This window comes from Sphingobacterium sp. UBA2480, assembly GCF_002341965.1.
Classification (GTDB): Bacteria; Bacteroidota; Bacteroidia; order Sphingobacteriales; family Sphingobacteriaceae; genus Sphingobacterium; species Sphingobacterium multivorum.
The window spans coordinates 555,508-574,468 of sequence record NZ_DDPA01000001.1; the positions used below are offsets into that span (position 1 = coordinate 555,508).

Genomic DNA, 18,961 nt, shown 5'->3' on the forward strand with positions numbered 1-18,961 from the left:
AGCGAATCATACTTGTTCAAAACTTGATCGTTCCAAAAAAGGGAAAGCTTCACCGAAACAAACTGTTGTTATTTCACACCGTACATGTTCAGATTAAAACATGTTGTGTTTTACGCGGGTCTATTATTTACTAAACGAATAACGTAAACCAAGGATATAGTTCTGTCCATACAAATCCTTTCTAATCAATGTATTTTCGTCTTCAATAAGCTTTTCAGCGATCTTCTCATTTTCGGGATTTGTTCCTTTCACATACAATTCCATTGGTGTATTCAAGATATTGTTGGCTTTGGCAAAAATGGCCCAACCTGCTTTAAATTTTTTCTCAATAGAAGCATCTAACTGAACAAATCCCTTTTGCCATAAATCATCGTTCAAAAATTGCGATACTGTATTGATCCGTGAGCCGGTATAAGATCCAGCCAACTGTCCTTCCCAGCCATTATTAGCATCTTTGTAAAGCAATGATAGATTGGCCACATGTGCAGCTTGCCCATATAATGGTCTAGTTTGATCCACGATTATCGCTTCTGGGTCCTGTGTGGTTTCATTGATTCGACGCGACATCTTAGCGGTCGTTATACGTGAATGTGTATAGGTATAATTGGCCTTAACACCAAATTTCTGGATATACTTGATGTAATCAACCTCGACACCAAAGTTGTTGGCATTACCAAAATTACCCGGAGTGTAGTATACATCCTGCTTACGAACCTCATCCGGTTGAAAGGTATATTCAATTGGGTTTTTGATTTTTTTATAAAACATACCCACAAGAAATTGGGAAGAAGCTTCAGGGAATAATTCATACCTTAAATCGAAATTATCTGCTAAGGCATGTTTTAAATCTGGGTTTCCTTTTTCTAAAAACTCTTCATTAACCACACTTGAGGGTACAATTTCATAAAATCCAGGTCGGTTTAACGCGCGATAATAGGCTGCATGAAGCTGTTGTTTTTCGTCCAAATGATATTTCATGGTCAAACTTGGCAGCCATTCTGTATAAATTTGTGATCCCTCCGGTCTTTTTTCTCCTGCAGGAAACAATAATTTATAATTCTGATTGCTGTGTTCCATACGGATTCCACCGATCATCTGCCATTTGTCATTCTCATAATTGAACATGCCGTACAATGCTGTGGTCTTCTCACCAGCGTCGTAAGTTAGTGGATTTGCGACAGCTCCAGTAGGATTGGTGACAGTCAGATTGAGATCGGTATAGCGCTGAAAATCCACACCGTATTTATACTTTGCCTCTTCTGCAGAAGCTGGTGATAAGTTGTAGTTATTGTAAAAACTACTACGCTGTTTATCACGATACAGACCTCCGGTCGATAGCTCCAGCTTACTGTTTTCCATTGGAACTTTATAAGCTACATCCCAATAACCTGCATGATCATTATCCGTATTACGCTCCCAACGATAGGTTACAGGAGATTTATTGACGAGAGAAGTTCTTTTACGTTCAAAATTTTCTTCTACTCCATCCAAACTAATCATCGTATTTTGTGGCAATTGATTGCGCGCTGAAGAAAGCACACCTGACCAACGGACATTCAGCCGATTATCTAAAAAATGATGATCCCCCTGTAGGGTACCATTGTAGATCTGTTGCTGTGTTTTTCGACTTCTTGTCACATAGGTCAGTTCGGCTTTACCAATACTGGGATCATACTGGCCATTATATATCGTATTCACAGCATCACGCAATTGCATGTTATTTAAATTCACATACATTTGATAGAAGCTAATCCGATGATTCAGATTAAATCGATAGTCGATCTTGTTATGCAAACCTAAGCGTTGTTGCTGTTCATCATATTGACGATCACTCTGCTCAGTAATTACCGCATTGGGATTTACGCCAACGACAGCCGATTTGTAGAAAATAGAACGACTGCCACGATGTAAATTTTGATAACTCGCACCCAAAATAACGCCCAATTTATCATCCAAATACCGATTGCCTATTGTCAAATTGCCGACAAGGTCTGGAAGTGGCTTTTTATAAGTATAATCTAATGCACCCTTATTAAAATCAGCAGCGGTTGCATTGTAATTCTTCCCATGCTGTTCATATGGCGATTTTGCCGAGGTTCCGCTTGTCGAAAAGCTTCCAAAATCCCGATTAAAATAACGTTGGCTATAACCTGTTGCCAAATTTGCTTGAAGCAATAGCTTTGTCGGCGCCGATTTCATAACCATATTGACAACCCCACCCACTGCATCGGCTTCCATATTTGGTGTTAGCGACTTGTAGACTTCTAAGCGTTCCAACATATCTGAAGGAAATAAATCCAAAGGCACATAACGGTATTTATTATCTGGACTCGGAACTTTTACGCCATTCACCAAAGTCGTGTTGTAACGTTTATCCATCCCTCTCAGAATTGCGTATTGCCCCTCGCCATTCGAATTTCTTTCTATGGATACACCCGAAACACGCTGTATAACATTTGCGACGGTGATATCGGGAGAAATCTCTATTGCGCGCGCCGAAACAACATTCATAATTTGTGACGCATTCTTTTCTAAACGCCGCGCGCTAGGATCGTCATCCCCACCGTTTCGACGTCCTTTTATAGTTACTTCCATTAATGTTTGTTCGGTCGATGTCAGCTGAAAAATAAAATGAGGGGTATTTTCTTTTTGAATCTCGATTTCTTTAATTAGTTCGGCGTAAGCCATATGCTTGATATGGACCTTATCCACACCTGCAGATAATCCTTTGAATTCAAACGAACCATCCAATTGTGTTTTGGTCGATAGCCCACTTTGTTCCAAGAAAACTGTTGCACCAGCAATAGCTTCACCAGTCTGACCATCCAATACCTTACCTTTGATTTTGGTCGCATAAGCAGCGCTGACCGAAATACTGGAGGCAAGTAATACTGTTAAAAAGTTTTTCATTTTGCTTAGATTATTATGAATCTTTGATTGTTGTCGCAAAGATGGCAGCCAATTTTAATCACACAAAATATCGAGCGTTACAACAAGGAAACAAGGCAGAAAATGGGTTATACAGCGAGGAAACAAACACTACTAAACAACTAATAAACAACAGTTTAAATGCTATTTAAACGCCATTAACATTCTATTACTCCTGTGTTAAAAAATTATGAAATCCCAACAAGATAGCCCGCTAGATCCTCTCCTTGTTCCAATCTTAATTTTTTTCGCAATCGATGTCTGGCAACACGAAGGCTATCTTGTGATATGCCCAATAAGACGGCAATATCGATATTATTCAAATTTATTTTAAGCAATGCGATTAACCGCATATCCGCGGCCGTCAAATCTGGAAATCGTCGAATAAGTTTTTCAAAAAAGCTGTGATGTACCTTTTCGAAAGTTCCCATAAACTCTTTCCAATGAATACCCTGTGTGATATTTTCATTGATCTGCAACACCAACTTCTGCATCTGTCGTTTTTGATCCCGGCGTTCGTCCTTAACCATTCCTTTTAATTCATCACGAAGTTCTTCCAAAAATTGATTGTTACGGATTAAATTTAGGGTATGGGATGTCAATTCCTTTTGCTTGAGCGACAGTTCTTGTTTGAGCTGCTTATCTTCAAGCAACTGGTTTTTAAGTGCAATTTCGGTCAACTCGCGTTCGGCCTCCTGTTTTCGGGAATCGGAGATCTGGTTTTTGATCTTAATTTTCTGGCGACTATGCAATACATAGGATAATACAATTAACAAAATTAAAACCACGATTGTTCCCCAGAGCATGATTAAGTTGATTCTTTTGGTTACTTGTAATTTCTCGATCTCTTCGGCTTGTTGATTCATATCGTAGAGTGCCTGAAAAAAAGCAGTATGGCGAGCACCATCCACACTATAAAGTTCAAGCACCAACTTACGGCTCTTTTCTGCATAAAAATAGGCGCTATCCATCTGCTCACGCAAGGCGTAGGTTCTACTCAAATCTTTTGTCGTAGCAGCCATTTGATACACATCACCCAAATTTTCCGCCATCTGATAAGCCAATTGCGTGAGTTTAATACTTTCTGGATATTTATTGGTCTTCCTAAAAATATCGCCCATATTATTTATGACCACAATTTTTCCATAATTGTCTTTTGTTTCCGTATAGAGGGTACGTGCTTTTTCAAAATGAAAAAAAGCGCTGTCATACCTTGCAAGATCTTCATAAATACTGCCTAAATTTTCATGGATCTTGGCTTCTCCATTTTTATTACCAATACTGCTATAAATGGACAAAGCAAGATTCTGGTAGACAAAGGCGGAGTCGTAGTTCGCTTCCTTTTCAAATAAATGACCTATATTCCCTAATGTACCTGCCTCTCCATTTTTATCCCCTTCTGTTCGGAAAGAATGTAGCGCCTTGTTAAAATAAACTTTCGCTAGATCATGTTGTTTGTTGAAAATATTGAGCTCCCCGATATCACTCCAATTCGAAGCAAGATGCTGTTTTGAATTTAATTGCGTATAGATTCGATCGGCTTGAAAATAGTAGTCCTGCGCCTGTCCATAATGCCCCTGATTAACACATAACCATCCAATCGCCTGTAAACAATTGGCTTGTAATAATAAGTCTTTATCCGTAACAGCTTTTGCATAACGTTTTTTTACGAGCATAATTGCAGAATCAGGATGGTTTTGACTTAATCCTCTAATATCCTTAAAGGATTCAACCTGCGCAGTACCTGGCTGCCACAAAAAAAGCTGTATAAAAAAAAGTAGAAACAAAATAATTTTATCAGAAATCCTCATATTTCATGTAAATAATCGAATTGCAAATGTACATGAAACATGTTAACACAATATTAAATTACATAGAGTAATACGAGTTTTAACATAAGGAAGGCTGACTTATTTTTATCCACCAAGCTCAACGATATACTATTAAAAAAGCCCTTTTATTGACGATACACATCAATAAAAGGGCTTGAAAATAGACAATCCCAAAACCGGTTAATTACTCGATTTCAATTCAATGAGCGGAGTGATCCGTTCTAATATATCAAATGCCACCTCTGCCATTTTGTTACCCTTATTGTCCAATAGTGGATTAACTTCAACAATTTCAAAACAAATCACCTTACCCGATCGGATGATCTCTTCTAAAATCGACACAATCTCCCTTGGCAAAAACCCCTTCGGTACTGGTGTTCCGGTGCCATCCGAGATCAATTCACTATCCATGCTATCCACATCAAAAGAGATATAAATCATATCACATGCTTCTAGGATTTTCAATGCTTCAGCCACACAATCGGTTATTCCGCGCTGTCTCGTATCTTCCACACGATAGTTCTTAATGCCAAGTCGTTCAATGACCAGATCTTCCGGTTCTTCCGTATCCCTTACACCAAAATAAATCAAATGATTGGATAGTATTTTACCTACTGGGCCAGCTATTCGTTTTAGTTTATTCCAAAATTCTTGTGTCGATTCGTCTATTTTATTGATTTTACACGGGATATTATCCTCATTCAACATCGCCGCTAAAGGCATACCATGCATATTACCAGAAGGTGTTGTGTGCGGAGAATGAATATCGGCATGCGCGTCTACCCAGATCACACCGAGTTGTTTATCAGGATAAGCGGACTTTAAACCACTGATCGTCCCCATTGCGGAGGAATGATCCCCTGAAAACACCAATGGAAAATTGCCGGAAGATAAGCTATCTTCAACGGTGGAAGCTACTTGTTTGCATTGTTCATAAACCTGCTGAATATGTTTCGCAAAAGGATGATTATCATTCTGATAAATGGAGCTATTTCGAGTCGGCACATCAACAAATGGATAGTTAATGAAATATTGACTTCCTTTATTAATTGCAGCTATCTCGATGGCGTCGATACCCAGATCTGAACCCCTAGTCCCTGCTCCTATATCCGATCTGTTTTTGATCAATTCAATCATTTTCTCCATACACTATTTCAAATTAGTCAACGATCGCTCAATGATCCCTAAGCAAGTCTCGACTTGCTCTTTTGTAATAACCAGCGGCGGAGCCAATCGAATTTTGTTACCATGTGTAGGCTTCGCTAAAAGTCCATTTTCTTTAAATTTGAGACAGATATTCCAGGCCAAATCACTTTCTTCATCCGCATCAATTACAATGGCAGTCAAGAGCCCCTTTCCTCGCACTTCTGTAATTAACGTGCACTTAGCAGCAATCTGACGCAATCCATCCAAAAACAAGGCCCCCATCTGAAACGCCCGTTGCGTCAAATTTTCATCCCGCACAACATTTAACGCTTCCATAGCCACTGCACAGGCCAATGGGTTCCCACCATAAGTCGAACCATGTTCGCCCGGTTTAATACATAACATAATGGAATCATTTGCCAACACTGCTGATACCGGCAATACACCGCCCGATAAAGCTTTCCCTAAAATCAGAACATCTGGTTTGCTTTGACTCTGCGCATCATCAATAGCATAGGATGCCAACATACTTCCCGTCCGAGCAATACCGGTTTGGATTTCGTCTGCAATAAACAATACATTGTATTTTGTACATAATTGTCTCACGTGCATAAGATAATTCTCATCAGGAACGACAATACCCGCTTCGCCCTGAATTGGCTCAACGATAAAACCGGCGATATTTTCATCTGCTTTGAATAACTGTTCTAGTGCATCAACATCATTATAGGGAACGAGTACTATGCCATCTAAAAAGGGTCCAAATTCATGTGTTGCAGTAGGATCATTGGATGCCGATATAACAGAGATAGTCCTGCCGTGGAAATTGTCCCTGGCAAAAACAATTTTCGCTTGATTGGCTGCTACCCCTTTGACCTGATAGGCCCATTTACGACAAAGCTTCATTGCCGTTTCCACTGCTTCGACACCCGAATTCATGACCAAAGCCTTATCAAATCCAAAAAGCTGACAAAGCATTTCTTCAAAATCACCCAGTTTATTATTATAAAATGCTCTGGATGTTAATGTTAATTTCTCGGCTTGCTCTTTTAAAGCCTGTATAATCCGAGGATGGCAATGTCCTTGATTGACAGCTGAATATGCAGATAAGAAATCAAAATAAGACTTTCCATCAACATCCCACACCATCACTCCTTCAGCTCGTTCCAAGACGACCGGAAGAGGATGATAATTGTGCGCTCCATATTTTTCTTCTTTGGCAATGAACATCTCGCCCTTACCTTGTTTAGCTACTGTACTCATAATTCAGTTTTTTCTAATAATAACAAATATACAATTTTTACTATTTTACCATAGAATAAATAAAATTTAACGCTAAATTAGCTTTTAAATATCAAAATTAACTTTTAAACCGTATTTACAATGAACAGTATCGATGACTTTGATCTACAGATTTTAAAATATTTAGACGAAGATGGACGAATGGCCTACTCTGCAATAGCAACAGCCATGGGGGTATCCAATACCATGATTCATCAACGAATCAACCGTTTGACAGAACAAGGAATACTGACAGGTATAAAGCCTGTATTGGATGAAAAGAAGCTAGGCTATGATTGGGGTGCTTTTACGGGGCTAAGTTTAGAAAAAGATCACGACTCGAGCAGAATTATTGAAGAGCTCAAAAAAATACCAGAAGTTACAGAATGCTACTATATTACGGGCAACTACACCTTATATGTGAAAATTATTGCTAAAAATCACGAGCATATGCGGCAATTGCTCTATGAAAAAATCGATAGCATTCCAGGAATTGCAAAAACAGATTCCCTTATTGAGTTAGGCTGTGCCTTCAAACGTAATATTATATTCTAGTACAAGACAACAGCCAATGAGATCCTGAACCCGATTTTTCAGGGTCTCACGCTACTTACCGATATTTGCCAACTCCTCTTCCGTCCAATAGATCAACTCCCGCAAAACATACACATTTTCATAACTTCCTAAGCCATCGATGTAATCCCACAAATCACCTTCAACCTTCACAGGTCTTCCATGATGAAGGATGTCATATCCATTGTCTAACCAATTTTGTATCTGCTCTTTATCCATTGTTATCAAAACTTATTGTTAATTATCTTTAAAATGACTATATCAAATATAATGTATTTTACTATGGCTCCCCACATCTGTCTAAAAGAAACTCAAATTTCAACAACTTTTTGACATAGCCTATATCACAATTCAATAAGTTCTCACGCTAATTGACAAATTTTAAAAATAAAAAAAGTATATTCGTATAACATCAAATATCATTATTATGGCAGATTTTTTCTACGTTGGATACGAAGGTGAAGACGAATTACTCGAACTGGTGGCTGTATCTACTATTCAATCCCTCCTCTATTTTCAGGATGCCGATCAAGAGGATTTTACCACAATAAAGACAGCTATTGATCAAAATTTTATCGTTGAAGAAGACTTGATTACTGTAGCAGATACCCTCCGATTGGATCAATCCATTGTACGTTTTACTCCTGGCAAGCCTAATTATAAAGACTAATTACGATTCAATCACTGGAGCAAATAACTCTCCATAATCAAGCTTTAATTCAGGGTAGTTCGTAAAGAAAATAAGTAAGGAAATAATGAAGGTAGTTCTAATTGGCGGATCTGGTGCTACAGGAAGGGCGCTCGTTCAATTGATGTTGAAATCGGATGAAATAACAGAAATTGTTTTGCTTTTAAGGCGTGTATCGTTTGAGGAGCACATGAAATTAAAACAGGTCATCGTAGATTTCGAAAATTTAACTGACTTTGAGCAAGTGATACAAGGCGACGTCGCGATATCCTGCCTTGGCACTACTTTAAAAACCGCAGGTAGTAAAGATGCACAATGGAAAATTGATCATGATCTTAATCTGCAATTTGCGGCATTGTCCAAAAAGAATGGTTTTCCTACCTTTCTCTTATTATCGGCTGTCCTTGCTGATCCGGCTTCAAAAATTTTTTACAACCGCATGAAAGGAAGCCTTGAACAGGATATTAAAGCGCTTAATTTCAATAAACTTATTATTTTCCAGCCGGGAGGACTAATCCGGCCAAATACAGATCGCATGGGTGAAAAAACAGCTATAACCGCCCTTCGTATCTTCAATAAAATTGGATTATTCAAAAAATACGAAGCACTTTCAGTAGAACAAGTTGCTAAGGCAATGTTACAGGCAGTCAATCAATATACAACAGGCAGCCATACCCTAAGCGTGAAAGAAATTAAGACATTAGCGGCAGAAAACAGTTGAAACAACTAAAAATAATTCATAATATTGAATTAACAATAAGCTAATGCTAGGACTGTAATTTGTGTTTTTTTAAAATAACAACTATTCAAATGAAAAAACACATTTTATTTCTGTTCCTGCTCGTTTTTGTACATGTTTTCCCCTCTTTTGGTCAAGAAGCAAAATACATCTTTTATTTAATTGGAGATGGTATGGGCCTCAACCAAGTTAACCTTACCGAAATCCATCAAGCTGAAATACAGCAGAAAAATAACCCAATCCCACTTGTTTTTACCCAATTCCCCCATGTTGGATTTGCCTCCACGCATTCACTCTCCAATGGAGTAACGGACTCTGGTGCCGGAGGTACCGCATTAGCCGTCGGAAAAAAAACCAAAAATGGAGTGATCGGTATGGACAGTACCGGAACAGTTTCCTATAAGAGTATAGCCTATGCCGCGAAACAAAAAGGAAAGAAAGTCGGTATAATTACAAGCGTCAGCATAGACCACGCCACCCCTGCTTCATTCTATGCCCATCAACCCGATCGTGACATGTATTATGAAATCGGCAAAGAAATTGTAACGTCCAATTTCGATTTTTTTGGCGGATCCAATTTTCTCAAACCCGAAACAACCTTTGATCACAAAAAGGCACCATCACTTTTCCCTATCTTAGAAAAAGCCGGCTATAAAGTGCTTAAAGGAAAAGATGCTTATGTACAACTACCCAATAAATCAGATAAGATTATATTGATGAATTCAGATGGCACTCCTGTAGATGCCCTTAAATATGCCATCGACCAAAAGCCAGGTGATCTAAAATTGGCAGATATCACATCTGCAGCTATTAATTCACTACATCAAGACAACACGAATGGTTTCTTTTTAATGATTGAAGGTGGAAAAATTGACTGGGCATGCCATGCAAATGATGCTGCGACCACTATTCAGGAAGTATTAGATTTCAATGCCTCCGCACAACTTGCCTATGATTTTTATAAAAAGTTCCCCAATGAAACACTTATAGTGGTTACAGCGGACCATGAAACAGGAGGATTAGGTGTCGGTAATGGAAGTTCTTCCCTGAAAACAAAATTCTTAGCTCAACAAAAAACCTCGCAATCAGAACTTTCGAACGCAATTGGCAAGCTCCGCAAGAATAATCCAAATGCAACATGGGATGATCTAAAGAACCTCATCGCTGATCAAACTGGTTTATTTTCCAAAATTACAATCCATGAAACTGATCGTAGTGCTTTAGAAGCTGCCTATCAAAAAAGCTTTGTCGATCATCAAAATGAAACCGCAAAAAGCCTTTACGCAAGCGACGACAAGATAGCCGCATTGAGTATTTCAATCTTAAATCGGATGGGATCAATAAGCTGGGCCTCAAATAACCATTCGGCCGCCTATGCACCGGTATATGCAATCGGAGTTGGCTCCGAACAATTCAACCAGAAAATGGATAACACAGATATACCAAAGAAAATCGCTGCATCAGCAAAACTTAGTTTAGACTAAACAAAAAAGATCCCCAAGAAATCTTGGGGATCTTTTTATTGAGCCTCTTATCGGAATCGAACCAATGACCTACTGATTACAAGTCAGTTGCTCTACCAGCTGAGCTAAAGAGGCTTTTAAAGAAGTTTAATGCATTTTGCTTAAAAGAGCCTCTTATCGGAATCGAACCAATGACCTACTGATTACAAGTCAGTTGCTCTACCAGCTGAGCTAAAGAGGCTTTTTAAAGAAGTTTAATGCATGTTGCTTAAAAGAGCCTCTTATCGGAATCGAACCAATGACCTACTGATTACAAGTCAGTTGCTCTACCAGCTGAGCTAAAGAGGCGTTACTTCTTTTCAATCTTATAACGTCTGACCGTTTTAAGATGCTGCAAATATCGAAAGCTTAAACCAAAAATGCAAGTCGATTTCAAGAATTTTATACCCTGCTAAGCCAATTATTTAAAAATCAAGCGCATTATTTTTAATAACTGAAAATTTGTCATGATTCAATAAAAATTATTGCCATTTTTTCCGAAGTATGGCTTAAAACCCGAATGGCACTTCAATTGTTATAACCCATATGTATCAACGAAACTTTAAATAAGAGAATAAAAATGAATTTTAACAACTATACAATTAAAGCCCAAGAGGCTATACAAAAAGCTTCCGAAATTGCGGCTGGCCATCAACAACAGGCGATTGAGACAGCGCATATTTTAAAAGCTTTACTCACAGTGGATGAAAATGTTGTCAGCCACTTATTAAAAAAGTTAAATGTCAACATCAGCTATCTCGGAACGGAACTAGATAAACAAATTGAAGGTTTTCCGAAGGTCAGTGGCAGCAATATTTATTTAAGTAGCGATGCCAACAATGCACTTCAGAAAGCACAGGGCTATCTCAAAGAATTCAATGACGAATTTGTCTCGGTAGAACATTTATTATTGGGTATTCTGGCAACTTCTGATAAGACCTCAACATTACTTAAGTCACAGGGCGTTACAGAAAAAGACTTAAAGACCGCCATAAAAGAATTGCGCGGAAACAGTCGGGTAACTGATCAAAATGCGGAGGCCACCTACAATGCACTGGGGAAATATGCCCGAAATTTAAATGAATATGCCGAGTCCGGCAAATTGGATCCCGTCATCGGCCGTGATGAAGAAATTCGACGTGTGATGCAAATACTCTCCCGTCGTACCAAAAACAACCCGATACTTGTCGGTGAACCTGGGGTTGGTAAAACGGCTATTGCGGAAGGTATTGCTTACAGAATTATAAAAGGCGACGCACCCGAAAACTTAAAATCTAAGATTGTATTTTCCTTAGATATGGGCGCTTTGGTTGCCGGAGCTAAATATAAAGGTGAATTTGAAGAACGTCTAAAAGCGGTTGTAAAAGAAGTTACCGATTCCAATGGAGACATTATACTTTTTATCGACGAAATCCATACATTGGTAGGTGCTGGAGGTGGTGAAGGCGCAATGGATGCGGCTAATATCCTCAAACCGGCGTTAGCTAGAGGTGAACTACGTGCAATTGGAGCGACAACCTTAAACGAATACCAAAAATACTTTGAGAAAGATAAAGCATTGGAGCGCAGATTCCAGAAAGTTATGGTTGAAGAACCTGACACGCAAGATGCCATTTCCATTCTCCGTGGCCTAAAAGAACGCTACGAAACACACCATAAAGTACGCATTCTGGATGAGTCTATCATTGCTGCCGTGGAATTGTCACAGCGCTATATTGCCGATCGTTTTCTACCAGATAAAGCGATTGATTTAATTGATGAGGCAGCATCCAAATTGCGCCTTGAAATGGATTCTGTACCGGAAGCTGTCGATGAGCTTGAACGTCGTATCATGCAATTGGAAATTGAGCGTGAAGCTTTGAAACGTGAAAATGACGATAAAAAAGTTGCAGAATTATCGGAAAGTATCGCTAATCTATCTGCGGAAAGAGATACCTTAAGAGCGTCATGGCAAGAAGAAAAGAGTCTTGTTGACAATGTCAATCAAGAGATTGAGAATATTGAAAACTACAAACTCGAAGCTGAGCAGGCCGAACGTTCCGGAGACTATGGAAAGGTAGCAGAACTTCGTTATGGACGAATTAAAGAAGCGCAAGAAAAAGTAGACAAACTAAAGGCTGAACTCGCTGAAAAACAAGAAAGCAAGCGTATGCTCAAAGAAGAAGTTACTTCAGAAGACATTGCTGATGTTGTCGCAAAATGGACAGGAATACCTGTGAGCAAGATGATTCAATCAGAACGCGAAAAATTATTGAATCTGGAGGAAGAGCTTCATAAACGTGTCGCCGGTCAGGATGAAGCAATAGAAGCTATTTCCGATGCCATTCGTCGATCACGTGCTGGATTAAATGATGCGAAACGACCAATAGGATCGTTCATATTTTTGGGGACTACCGGAGTCGGAAAAACCGAACTTGCAAAAGCACTTGCCGAGTTCTTATTTGACGACGAACAATCCATGGTTCGTATTGATATGTCGGAATATCAAGAACGACACGCCGTGTCTCGTTTAATCGGAGCGCCTCCGGGATATGTCGGCTATGATGAAGGCGGACAGTTGACTGAAGCAGTCCGAAGAAGACCCTATTCTGTTGTTTTGTTAGATGAAATTGAAAAAGCTCATCCCGATGTATTCAATATCCTATTGCAGGTATTGGATGATGGCCATCTTACAGACAACAAAGGTCGTACGGTAAACTTCAAAAACACCATTATCATCATGACCTCCAATACGGGGTCAACCATTATACAGGAGAATTTCAGTCATCTGACCGATGATAATAGGGATGAAATTATCGCCAAAACACGCAATGAGGTCTTCGATCTTTTAAAACAGTCGATTCGCCCCGAGTTTTTGAACCGTATCGATGAAGTGATTATGTTTACGCCATTAAATCGAGACGAAATTGGAGATATTGTTCGTTTACAATTTGCACATGTTCAGAAACAGCTGGCCGAACAAAATATATTCATTACGGCTTCTGATGAAGCAATGGATTGGTTGGCACAGCTTGGTTATGACCCAATTTATGGGGCTAGGCCACTAAAACGTGTTATTCAAAAACGAATTTTAAATGAACTATCAAAGGAAATTTTATCCGGAAAAGTAAATCGCGATTCGATTATTCGTCTGGATGTATTCGACGGTAAATTTGTGTTCATCAATAAACAAGAACAATAAAAAAAGAACGTCCGACAGTACTGTCGGACGTTCTTTTTTTATTGTTAATTTTTAAACATTTAACCTGTAATACCTAAAGCTTTTAACAACTTGTTTACATCGTCTTCGCCGTCCAAATGCTGTACCAATACTTTGGTTTTTGCGTCATAGATATAGAGCGATGGGTAATTGCTTGGCTTAAATTTTTCAATAAATTGAGTTCCAGCATCAAACAAGAATTTGACATTTGGGGCACTTTTCAATGCCTTCGCATGCATATTAATAAATCCATCGACATAAGGCTTATCATTCATGGAGATAAAATAGAAGGATACATTCTTGAATTTGGACAAATTGCGTGCGATACCAGCCCCCATTTTCTGGCAATGGCCACAACCCGGGTCGTAAAAATCCAACACAATATAGCCCGATTTTGGAAGCCTGTCTGAATTAAACTTGCTGGCCTGATAGACCTCCTCAAAAGTAAACGATGGAAGTGTTTTGGGTACCTGTGCAAAAACAGGTTTAAATAAGAAAAATACACTTACAAAAAATAGGGAACAAAGGAACCTCATGTTAAAGAAATTTAAACCAACAGTGACTATTCAATTAATTTTAATCAATAATACTTAAAAATGCGCTTCAGTCAACTATTATTTTAGTTTTTTTACAAAAAATCCGTAAGTTTGGGCTAATTTTTAAATCGATCAAATCTATTAATACTTATTAATCGTGAAAAAACGAATTGCTATTTTTGCTTCAGGTTCAGGGTCCAATGCTCAAAAAATAATGGAACATTTCAAGTATTCAGATGAAGCTGAGGTTGCCTTGATTTTATCCAATAACCCTGATGCTTACGTTATTCAACGAGCCGACAATTTTGAAATACCTGCACATATATTTGATCGTGACGAATTTTACAAAACCGACAACGTTGTCAACATTCTTAAAAACTTAAATATTGATCTGATTGTTTTGGCGGGTTTTCTTTGGCTCGTTCCAAATAACCTGCTGAAAGCATTTCCAAATCAAATTATAAATATACATCCTGCTCTCCTACCAAAATATGGTGGCAAAGGTATGTATGGTGACCATGTACATAAAGCCGTTTTGGCCAATAAGGAAGAGGAACATGGCATTACGATCCATTTCGCAAATGAACATTTCGACGAGGGGGAAATTATATACCAAGCACGATTCAAAGTGGATCCCAACGATACTTTAGACATTATTAAATTTAAAGGACAGCAACTCGAACATCAGTACTTCCCTAAAATAATTGAAAATCTGATCAAAAAAATGTAAAAACAATTCTATTATTTAGAATTGTTTTAAACAAATTGTAACTTTGTATTATGAACGAAGTTATTGAATCTGTGTTGGAGATCGATGAGTCAGAAAATAAAGCTGGGTTGTTTCAGTTTCGGAATACGGCTATGAACCCTTTTTCTGACTTTTCTTGTGCCTGCTTTAAAAAGTGTTGCAAAAAATATAAAGAAGGCAAACGCTGTAAAAAATGTCCGGGACGAAAAAAATAGCTATTTATTGACTACTCTTCCAGGTAGTCTAAATCTTTATCAAAGCTTTCTTCTAACTGGGTCAACGAATAAATTGCTATACCCGAAAGAACGACAACCATTGTAATTGCTGCTGGCACAATTCCAAATGCATTTACTAGAAGTCCATATAGCATTGTTGACGGAATGAGTGCACCCCGTACAAAATTGGGGGCCGTCGTTGCGACAGTTGCTCTAAGATTTGTACCAAATTGTTCCGCTGAGATAGTCACAAAGGTTGCCCAATACCCTACTCCTAAGCCCATTATAAAGGCAAGGCTTAAAAACTTCGTCGCGGTAATACCATCACTCAATAAATACCATAGTGAACTTCCAATGATAATTAATTGACATATAAACACCACTTTTTTGCGGGATTTTAAAATCTGTGCGAATATTCCTGCCAGTACATCCCCGATAGAAATACCGATATAGGTAAACATCACCCCTTGACCAGCACTCAGTGTACCTGCAGCCCCCAAGGCCTTACCGATCTCCGGAGCTTGAGTAACCAAAACACCGACAACAAACCAGATTGGAAGACCAATGCATAGACAGTTGACATACCGTTTTAAGCGGCTTTTATTTGTGAAAAGCATGCGAATATCCCCTTTCACAACACCCGATTTATCTTGCTCCTTAAATAATCCTGATTCAAAAGAGCCAATGCGCAACAATAGCAACAGTAAGCCCATTCCACCACCGACAAAGTAGGCCGTCCGCCAGTCAAATTCTTCCGAGACAAAATAGGCCAATATAGCGCCTAAAACACCGACACCGGCAACCAACATGGTCCCATAACCGCGTTTTGATTTATGCATACTTTCAGAAACCAGGGTAATTCCCGCCCCCAGTTCTCCGGCCAAACCAACGCCCGCTATAAAACGAATAATACCATAAATAAGCACATCATGTACAAAACCATTTGCAATATTCGCTACAGAGTATAAAAGAATCGATCCAAAAAGCACTTTTAAACGTCCAAATTTATCCCCTATAATCCCCCAAAGAATTCCACCCAACAGCAAACCGCCCATTTGCATATTGAGCACAAATTCACCTTTTACCCGCATCTCTTCCGCAGGGACGCCAATATCAGTGAAGGACTGAATACGGACGATGGAGAAAATAATCAAATCATAGATATCGACGAAATAGCCCAGTGACGCAATCATAACCAGTAACCACACTTTTTTATTGGGTTGTTTTTCTTTTATTGTTGACATTTTAGGTTTTTTGATCTGTAAAAATACCATAGTGAAGCTATAAAACCAAGATTTCGAAAAATAATCCGACACATTGTTTTATTTTTGCATCATGAGATATAGTCCACTTGCCTTAACATGGCTATTACGTATTTACCCGCCCTTTCTATTTCAAGGAATCTGGGTAAAAAAAATTAGTCCTGGCTTCCAAGGTGCCAAAGTAAAAATATATAAAACACCATTCAACATCAATACCAACAAAACACTCTTTGGTGGAACAATCTTTTCTGCAGCAGACCCCATCTTCCCTATCCTAATCGACCAATACCTTCAAAAAATTGGCTTTAAGAAAACCGTTGCTTGGTTAAAATCATCACAGATCACCTTTAAGAAACCCGGCAAAACCAGCGTGGAATATTCTGTGCAACTCTCAGAGGAAATCCTTGAAGAATGTGCTCATATTATCCGCACAAAAGGCAAAGTAGTAAAGGATTTTACCCTGGAAATTAAAGATAAGTCTGGCGATCTCTGTGCCACGGTACGTTGTGAAACCTATATTCGTGACTTGAATTTTACATTCCCTTCCAGAAATCGAAATATTGAGCCATAAGAAATTAATATATTTGTCCAATTACCAAAAAACATAAAACATGAATAAAATCGCGTTTGTAGCTATCGCATCCTTGGCAATAGCAGCATGTGGAACCCAGGGAAATGGTGCAACAGGTGTAAAAGCCCTGCAAGATTCAACTATTAAGATACATGATGAAATTATGCCTCAAATCGCTCATTTCGACCGCGATGCTGTTAAGATAGATTCTATTTTGGCAAATTTAAAAAACCTAAAAACAACTAAGGCTGATTTAGACACCAATTTAACAAGAAAAGAGCTAAGCACATTGAAAGCTAATTTAGAAAGTGCTACAGACCATATGATGGACTGGATGAAAGGATATAACCCAGATTCAACAGATGTTAAATATTTTGAAACAGAGCTTCAAAAAGTAAGTGATATGAAAAAAATATTTGATAATGTTGCTAAAGAAAGCCAAGACAAATTAAAGAATTTTTAAATCCAAAAATTCAAATAACACAGTCCGCCCCTCTTTAGGTTAACATTAAGTTGTTCGTGTAAAGATGGAATCAAGCTTTAACAAACAAAACTATTAAATACATGAGATCCATAACTAAATTTTACTGCGCAACTGGTCTTTTACTCGGTTTATTTTCCTGTAAAAACAATAGCCAGACAAGCTTACCCATCTATGGCGAAAGAGAAGCTGTAGAAAAAACAGTTGATCGAAAACAAATCGTAGATACAGTCTATCATACTATTCCGCCTTTTAAACTGCTCAATCAGGATAGTACAATGATTTCAGACAAAGATTTTGAGGGTAAAGTATATATCACCAACTTCTTCTTTACCCATTGTCCAAGTATCTGTCCGACGATGAATCGCAACCTATTAAAGATATACCAGCAATACAAGGATAATGAAGAAGTTCGTTTCCTGTCCCATAGTATAGACTTTAAATACGATCAACCCTACGTACTGAAAGATTATGCCAATAAATTGGGTGTAACCAATAATCACTGGCAATTTGTTTCGGGGACTAAAGCAGAAATATATGGCCTAGCCAATCAATACCTGGTTTATACCGCTGAAGATAAAAATGCGCCTGGAGGTTACGATCATCAGGGGTACCTTGTCTTAATAGACAAAGATAAGCGAATTCGGGGCGCCTACGACGGTACAAATGATGAGCAAGTAAAAAAACTGATGAACGACTTACCTTTACTCTTGAGCAAGGATAAAAAATAACATGCACATTCTCTTAAAAACAGGTATAACAATTGGTGCTATTTTAGCGGTCTTGATAAGCTGTCAGCATGAAGTTGATATCAAAACTGCGCAATATGCGGTCAACGGTCAAAAGGTATACCGAACACATTGTCAAAATTGTCATGGAGAGAAAGGTGAAGGATTGGGCAATCTCTATCCGCCCCTAACCGATACCACCTTTCTGCAAACTCATCGTAAAGATCTTGCTTGCATCATCAAGCACGGAACTTCTGGTGAACTTGAAGTTGCGGGTAAAAAGTTTAATAATACCATGCCCGCTTCAAATCTTTCCGCAATTGATATCGCTTATGTATTAACCTATATCAATACCAAGATCAACAAAGGGAAAAATTTATATCCTTTGGAAGATGTTGAGAAAAGTTTAAAAGGTTGCAAATAGAAAAGCGGTGATTTAATCAAATCACCGCTTTTCTATTTGCGATCCTTCACCTCTACCTCCCCTCCACCGATCAAAAAAAAATAAAAATACGAAAACAATTTCATCTCT

17 protein-coding genes and 3 tRNA genes are annotated in these 18,961 nt (G+C 38.5%); 10 read left to right on the forward strand and 10 right to left on the reverse strand.

Annotated features, from left to right (window positions below):
- Positions 1-123 precede the first annotated feature (123 nt).
- From B3600_RS02560 to rocD, 4 genes are all read right to left on the reverse strand, one after another.
- The gene (locus tag B3600_RS02560; protein ID WP_286751980.1) at positions 124-2,910 is read right to left on the reverse strand and encodes a TonB-dependent receptor; all 2,787 of its coding nucleotides are present in this window, start codon (positions 2,908-2,910) and stop codon (positions 124-126) included.
- Between the two features lie 206 nt (positions 2,911-3,116).
- Positions 3,117-4,604 carry a tetratricopeptide repeat protein gene (locus B3600_RS02565; protein ID WP_286751981.1) on the reverse strand — a complete coding sequence of 496 codons (1,488 nt, stop codon included), beginning with the start codon at positions 4,602-4,604 and terminating at the stop codon, positions 3,117-3,119.
- Positions 4,605-4,940: 336 nt separating this feature from the next.
- Complete coding sequence (locus B3600_RS02570; RefSeq protein ID WP_286751982.1) at positions 4,941-5,906, reverse strand: arginase; 966 nt, start codon at positions 5,904-5,906, stop codon at positions 4,941-4,943.
- Between the two features lie 3 nt (positions 5,907-5,909).
- Complete coding sequence (gene rocD, locus B3600_RS02575) at positions 5,910-7,169, reverse strand: ornithine--oxo-acid transaminase (protein ID WP_286751983.1); 1,260 nt, start codon at positions 7,167-7,169, stop codon at positions 5,910-5,912.
- 120 nt (positions 7,170-7,289) lie between these two features.
- Between rocD and B3600_RS02580 the strand changes: the two genes are divergently transcribed.
- Complete coding sequence (locus tag B3600_RS02580) at positions 7,290-7,742, forward strand: Lrp/AsnC family transcriptional regulator (RefSeq protein WP_286751984.1); 453 nt, start codon at positions 7,290-7,292, stop codon at positions 7,740-7,742.
- A gap of 51 nt (positions 7,743-7,793) precedes the next feature.
- Here B3600_RS02580 and B3600_RS02585 read toward each other — a convergent pair whose 3' ends face one another.
- Positions 7,794-7,979: a hypothetical protein gene (locus tag B3600_RS02585; RefSeq protein ID WP_046673540.1), complete on the reverse strand. Its 186-nt coding sequence runs from the start codon at positions 7,977-7,979 to the stop codon at positions 7,794-7,796.
- Positions 7,980-8,187: 208 nt separating this feature from the next.
- Here B3600_RS02585 and B3600_RS02590 point away from each other — a divergent pair, with 208 nt between their 5' ends.
- The 3 genes from B3600_RS02590 (at position 8,188) to B3600_RS02600 (ending at position 10,671) form a co-directional block, all read left to right on the forward strand.
- A complete protein-coding gene (locus tag B3600_RS02590; protein WP_046673541.1) occupies positions 8,188-8,430 on the forward strand; it encodes a hypothetical protein in 243 nt (80 codons plus the stop codon).
- Positions 8,431-8,515: 85 nt separating this feature from the next.
- A complete protein-coding gene (locus tag B3600_RS02595) occupies positions 8,516-9,169 on the forward strand; it encodes an NAD(P)H-binding protein (RefSeq protein ID WP_286751985.1) in 654 nt (217 codons plus the stop codon).
- Between the two features lie 89 nt (positions 9,170-9,258).
- On the forward strand, positions 9,259-10,671 hold the full coding sequence (locus B3600_RS02600) for an alkaline phosphatase (protein WP_286751986.1): 1,413 nt from the start codon (positions 9,259-9,261) through the stop codon (positions 10,669-10,671).
- 41 nt (positions 10,672-10,712) lie between these two features.
- Here B3600_RS02600 and B3600_RS02605 read toward each other — a convergent pair.
- The 3 genes from B3600_RS02605 to B3600_RS02615 all read right to left on the reverse strand — a co-directional run bounded on the left by B3600_RS02605 (position 10,713) and on the right by B3600_RS02615 (position 10,998).
- A tRNA-Thr gene (locus B3600_RS02605) sits at positions 10,713-10,785 on the reverse strand.
- 33 nt (positions 10,786-10,818) lie between these two features.
- Positions 10,819-10,891, reverse strand: a tRNA-Thr gene (locus B3600_RS02610).
- 34 nt (positions 10,892-10,925) lie between these two features.
- Positions 10,926-10,998 (reverse strand) — tRNA-Thr (locus tag B3600_RS02615).
- 271 nt (positions 10,999-11,269) lie between these two features.
- Between B3600_RS02615 and clpB the strand changes: the two genes are divergently transcribed.
- A complete protein-coding gene (gene clpB, locus B3600_RS02620) occupies positions 11,270-13,870 on the forward strand; it encodes an ATP-dependent chaperone ClpB (RefSeq protein ID WP_286751987.1) in 2,601 nt (866 codons plus the stop codon).
- A 59-nt stretch (positions 13,871-13,929) separates the two neighbouring features.
- Here clpB and B3600_RS02625 read toward each other — a convergent pair whose 3' ends face one another.
- On the reverse strand, positions 13,930-14,424 hold the full coding sequence (locus B3600_RS02625; protein ID WP_286751988.1) for a TlpA family protein disulfide reductase: 495 nt from the start codon (positions 14,422-14,424) through the stop codon (positions 13,930-13,932).
- Positions 14,425-14,581: 157 nt separating this feature from the next.
- On the opposite strand from B3600_RS02625, the gene purN reads away from it, so the two are divergent.
- Positions 14,582-15,154 (forward strand): phosphoribosylglycinamide formyltransferase, encoded by a 573-nt coding sequence (purN, locus tag B3600_RS02630; RefSeq protein WP_070563826.1) that lies wholly within the window; start codon positions 14,582-14,584, stop codon positions 15,152-15,154.
- A 244-nt stretch (positions 15,155-15,398) separates the two neighbouring features.
- On the opposite strand, the gene B3600_RS02635 is transcribed toward purN, so the two are convergent.
- Complete coding sequence (locus B3600_RS02635; RefSeq protein WP_286751989.1) at positions 15,399-16,631, reverse strand: MFS transporter; 1,233 nt, start codon at positions 16,629-16,631, stop codon at positions 15,399-15,401.
- Between the two features lie 91 nt (positions 16,632-16,722).
- On the opposite strand from B3600_RS02635, the gene B3600_RS02640 reads away from it, so the two are divergent.
- The 4 genes from B3600_RS02640 to B3600_RS02655 all read left to right on the forward strand — a co-directional run bounded on the left by B3600_RS02640 (position 16,723) and on the right by B3600_RS02655 (position 18,853).
- Positions 16,723-17,220, forward strand: coding sequence for a PaaI family thioesterase (locus tag B3600_RS02640; RefSeq protein WP_070563819.1), 498 nt, complete (start codon positions 16,723-16,725; stop codon positions 17,218-17,220).
- A gap of 40 nt (positions 17,221-17,260) precedes the next feature.
- Positions 17,261-17,683, forward strand: coding sequence for a transposase (locus tag B3600_RS02645; protein WP_286751990.1), 423 nt, complete (start codon positions 17,261-17,263; stop codon positions 17,681-17,683).
- Positions 17,684-17,784: 101 nt separating this feature from the next.
- Positions 17,785-18,432 carry an SCO family protein gene (locus B3600_RS02650; RefSeq protein WP_286751991.1) on the forward strand — a complete coding sequence of 216 codons (648 nt, stop codon included), beginning with the start codon at positions 17,785-17,787 and terminating at the stop codon, positions 18,430-18,432.
- A 1-nt stretch (position 18,433) separates the two neighbouring features.
- Positions 18,434-18,853: a c-type cytochrome gene (locus tag B3600_RS02655; RefSeq protein ID WP_286751992.1), complete on the forward strand. Its 420-nt coding sequence runs from the start codon at positions 18,434-18,436 to the stop codon at positions 18,851-18,853.
- The last annotated feature ends 108 nt before the right edge of the window (positions 18,854-18,961 follow it).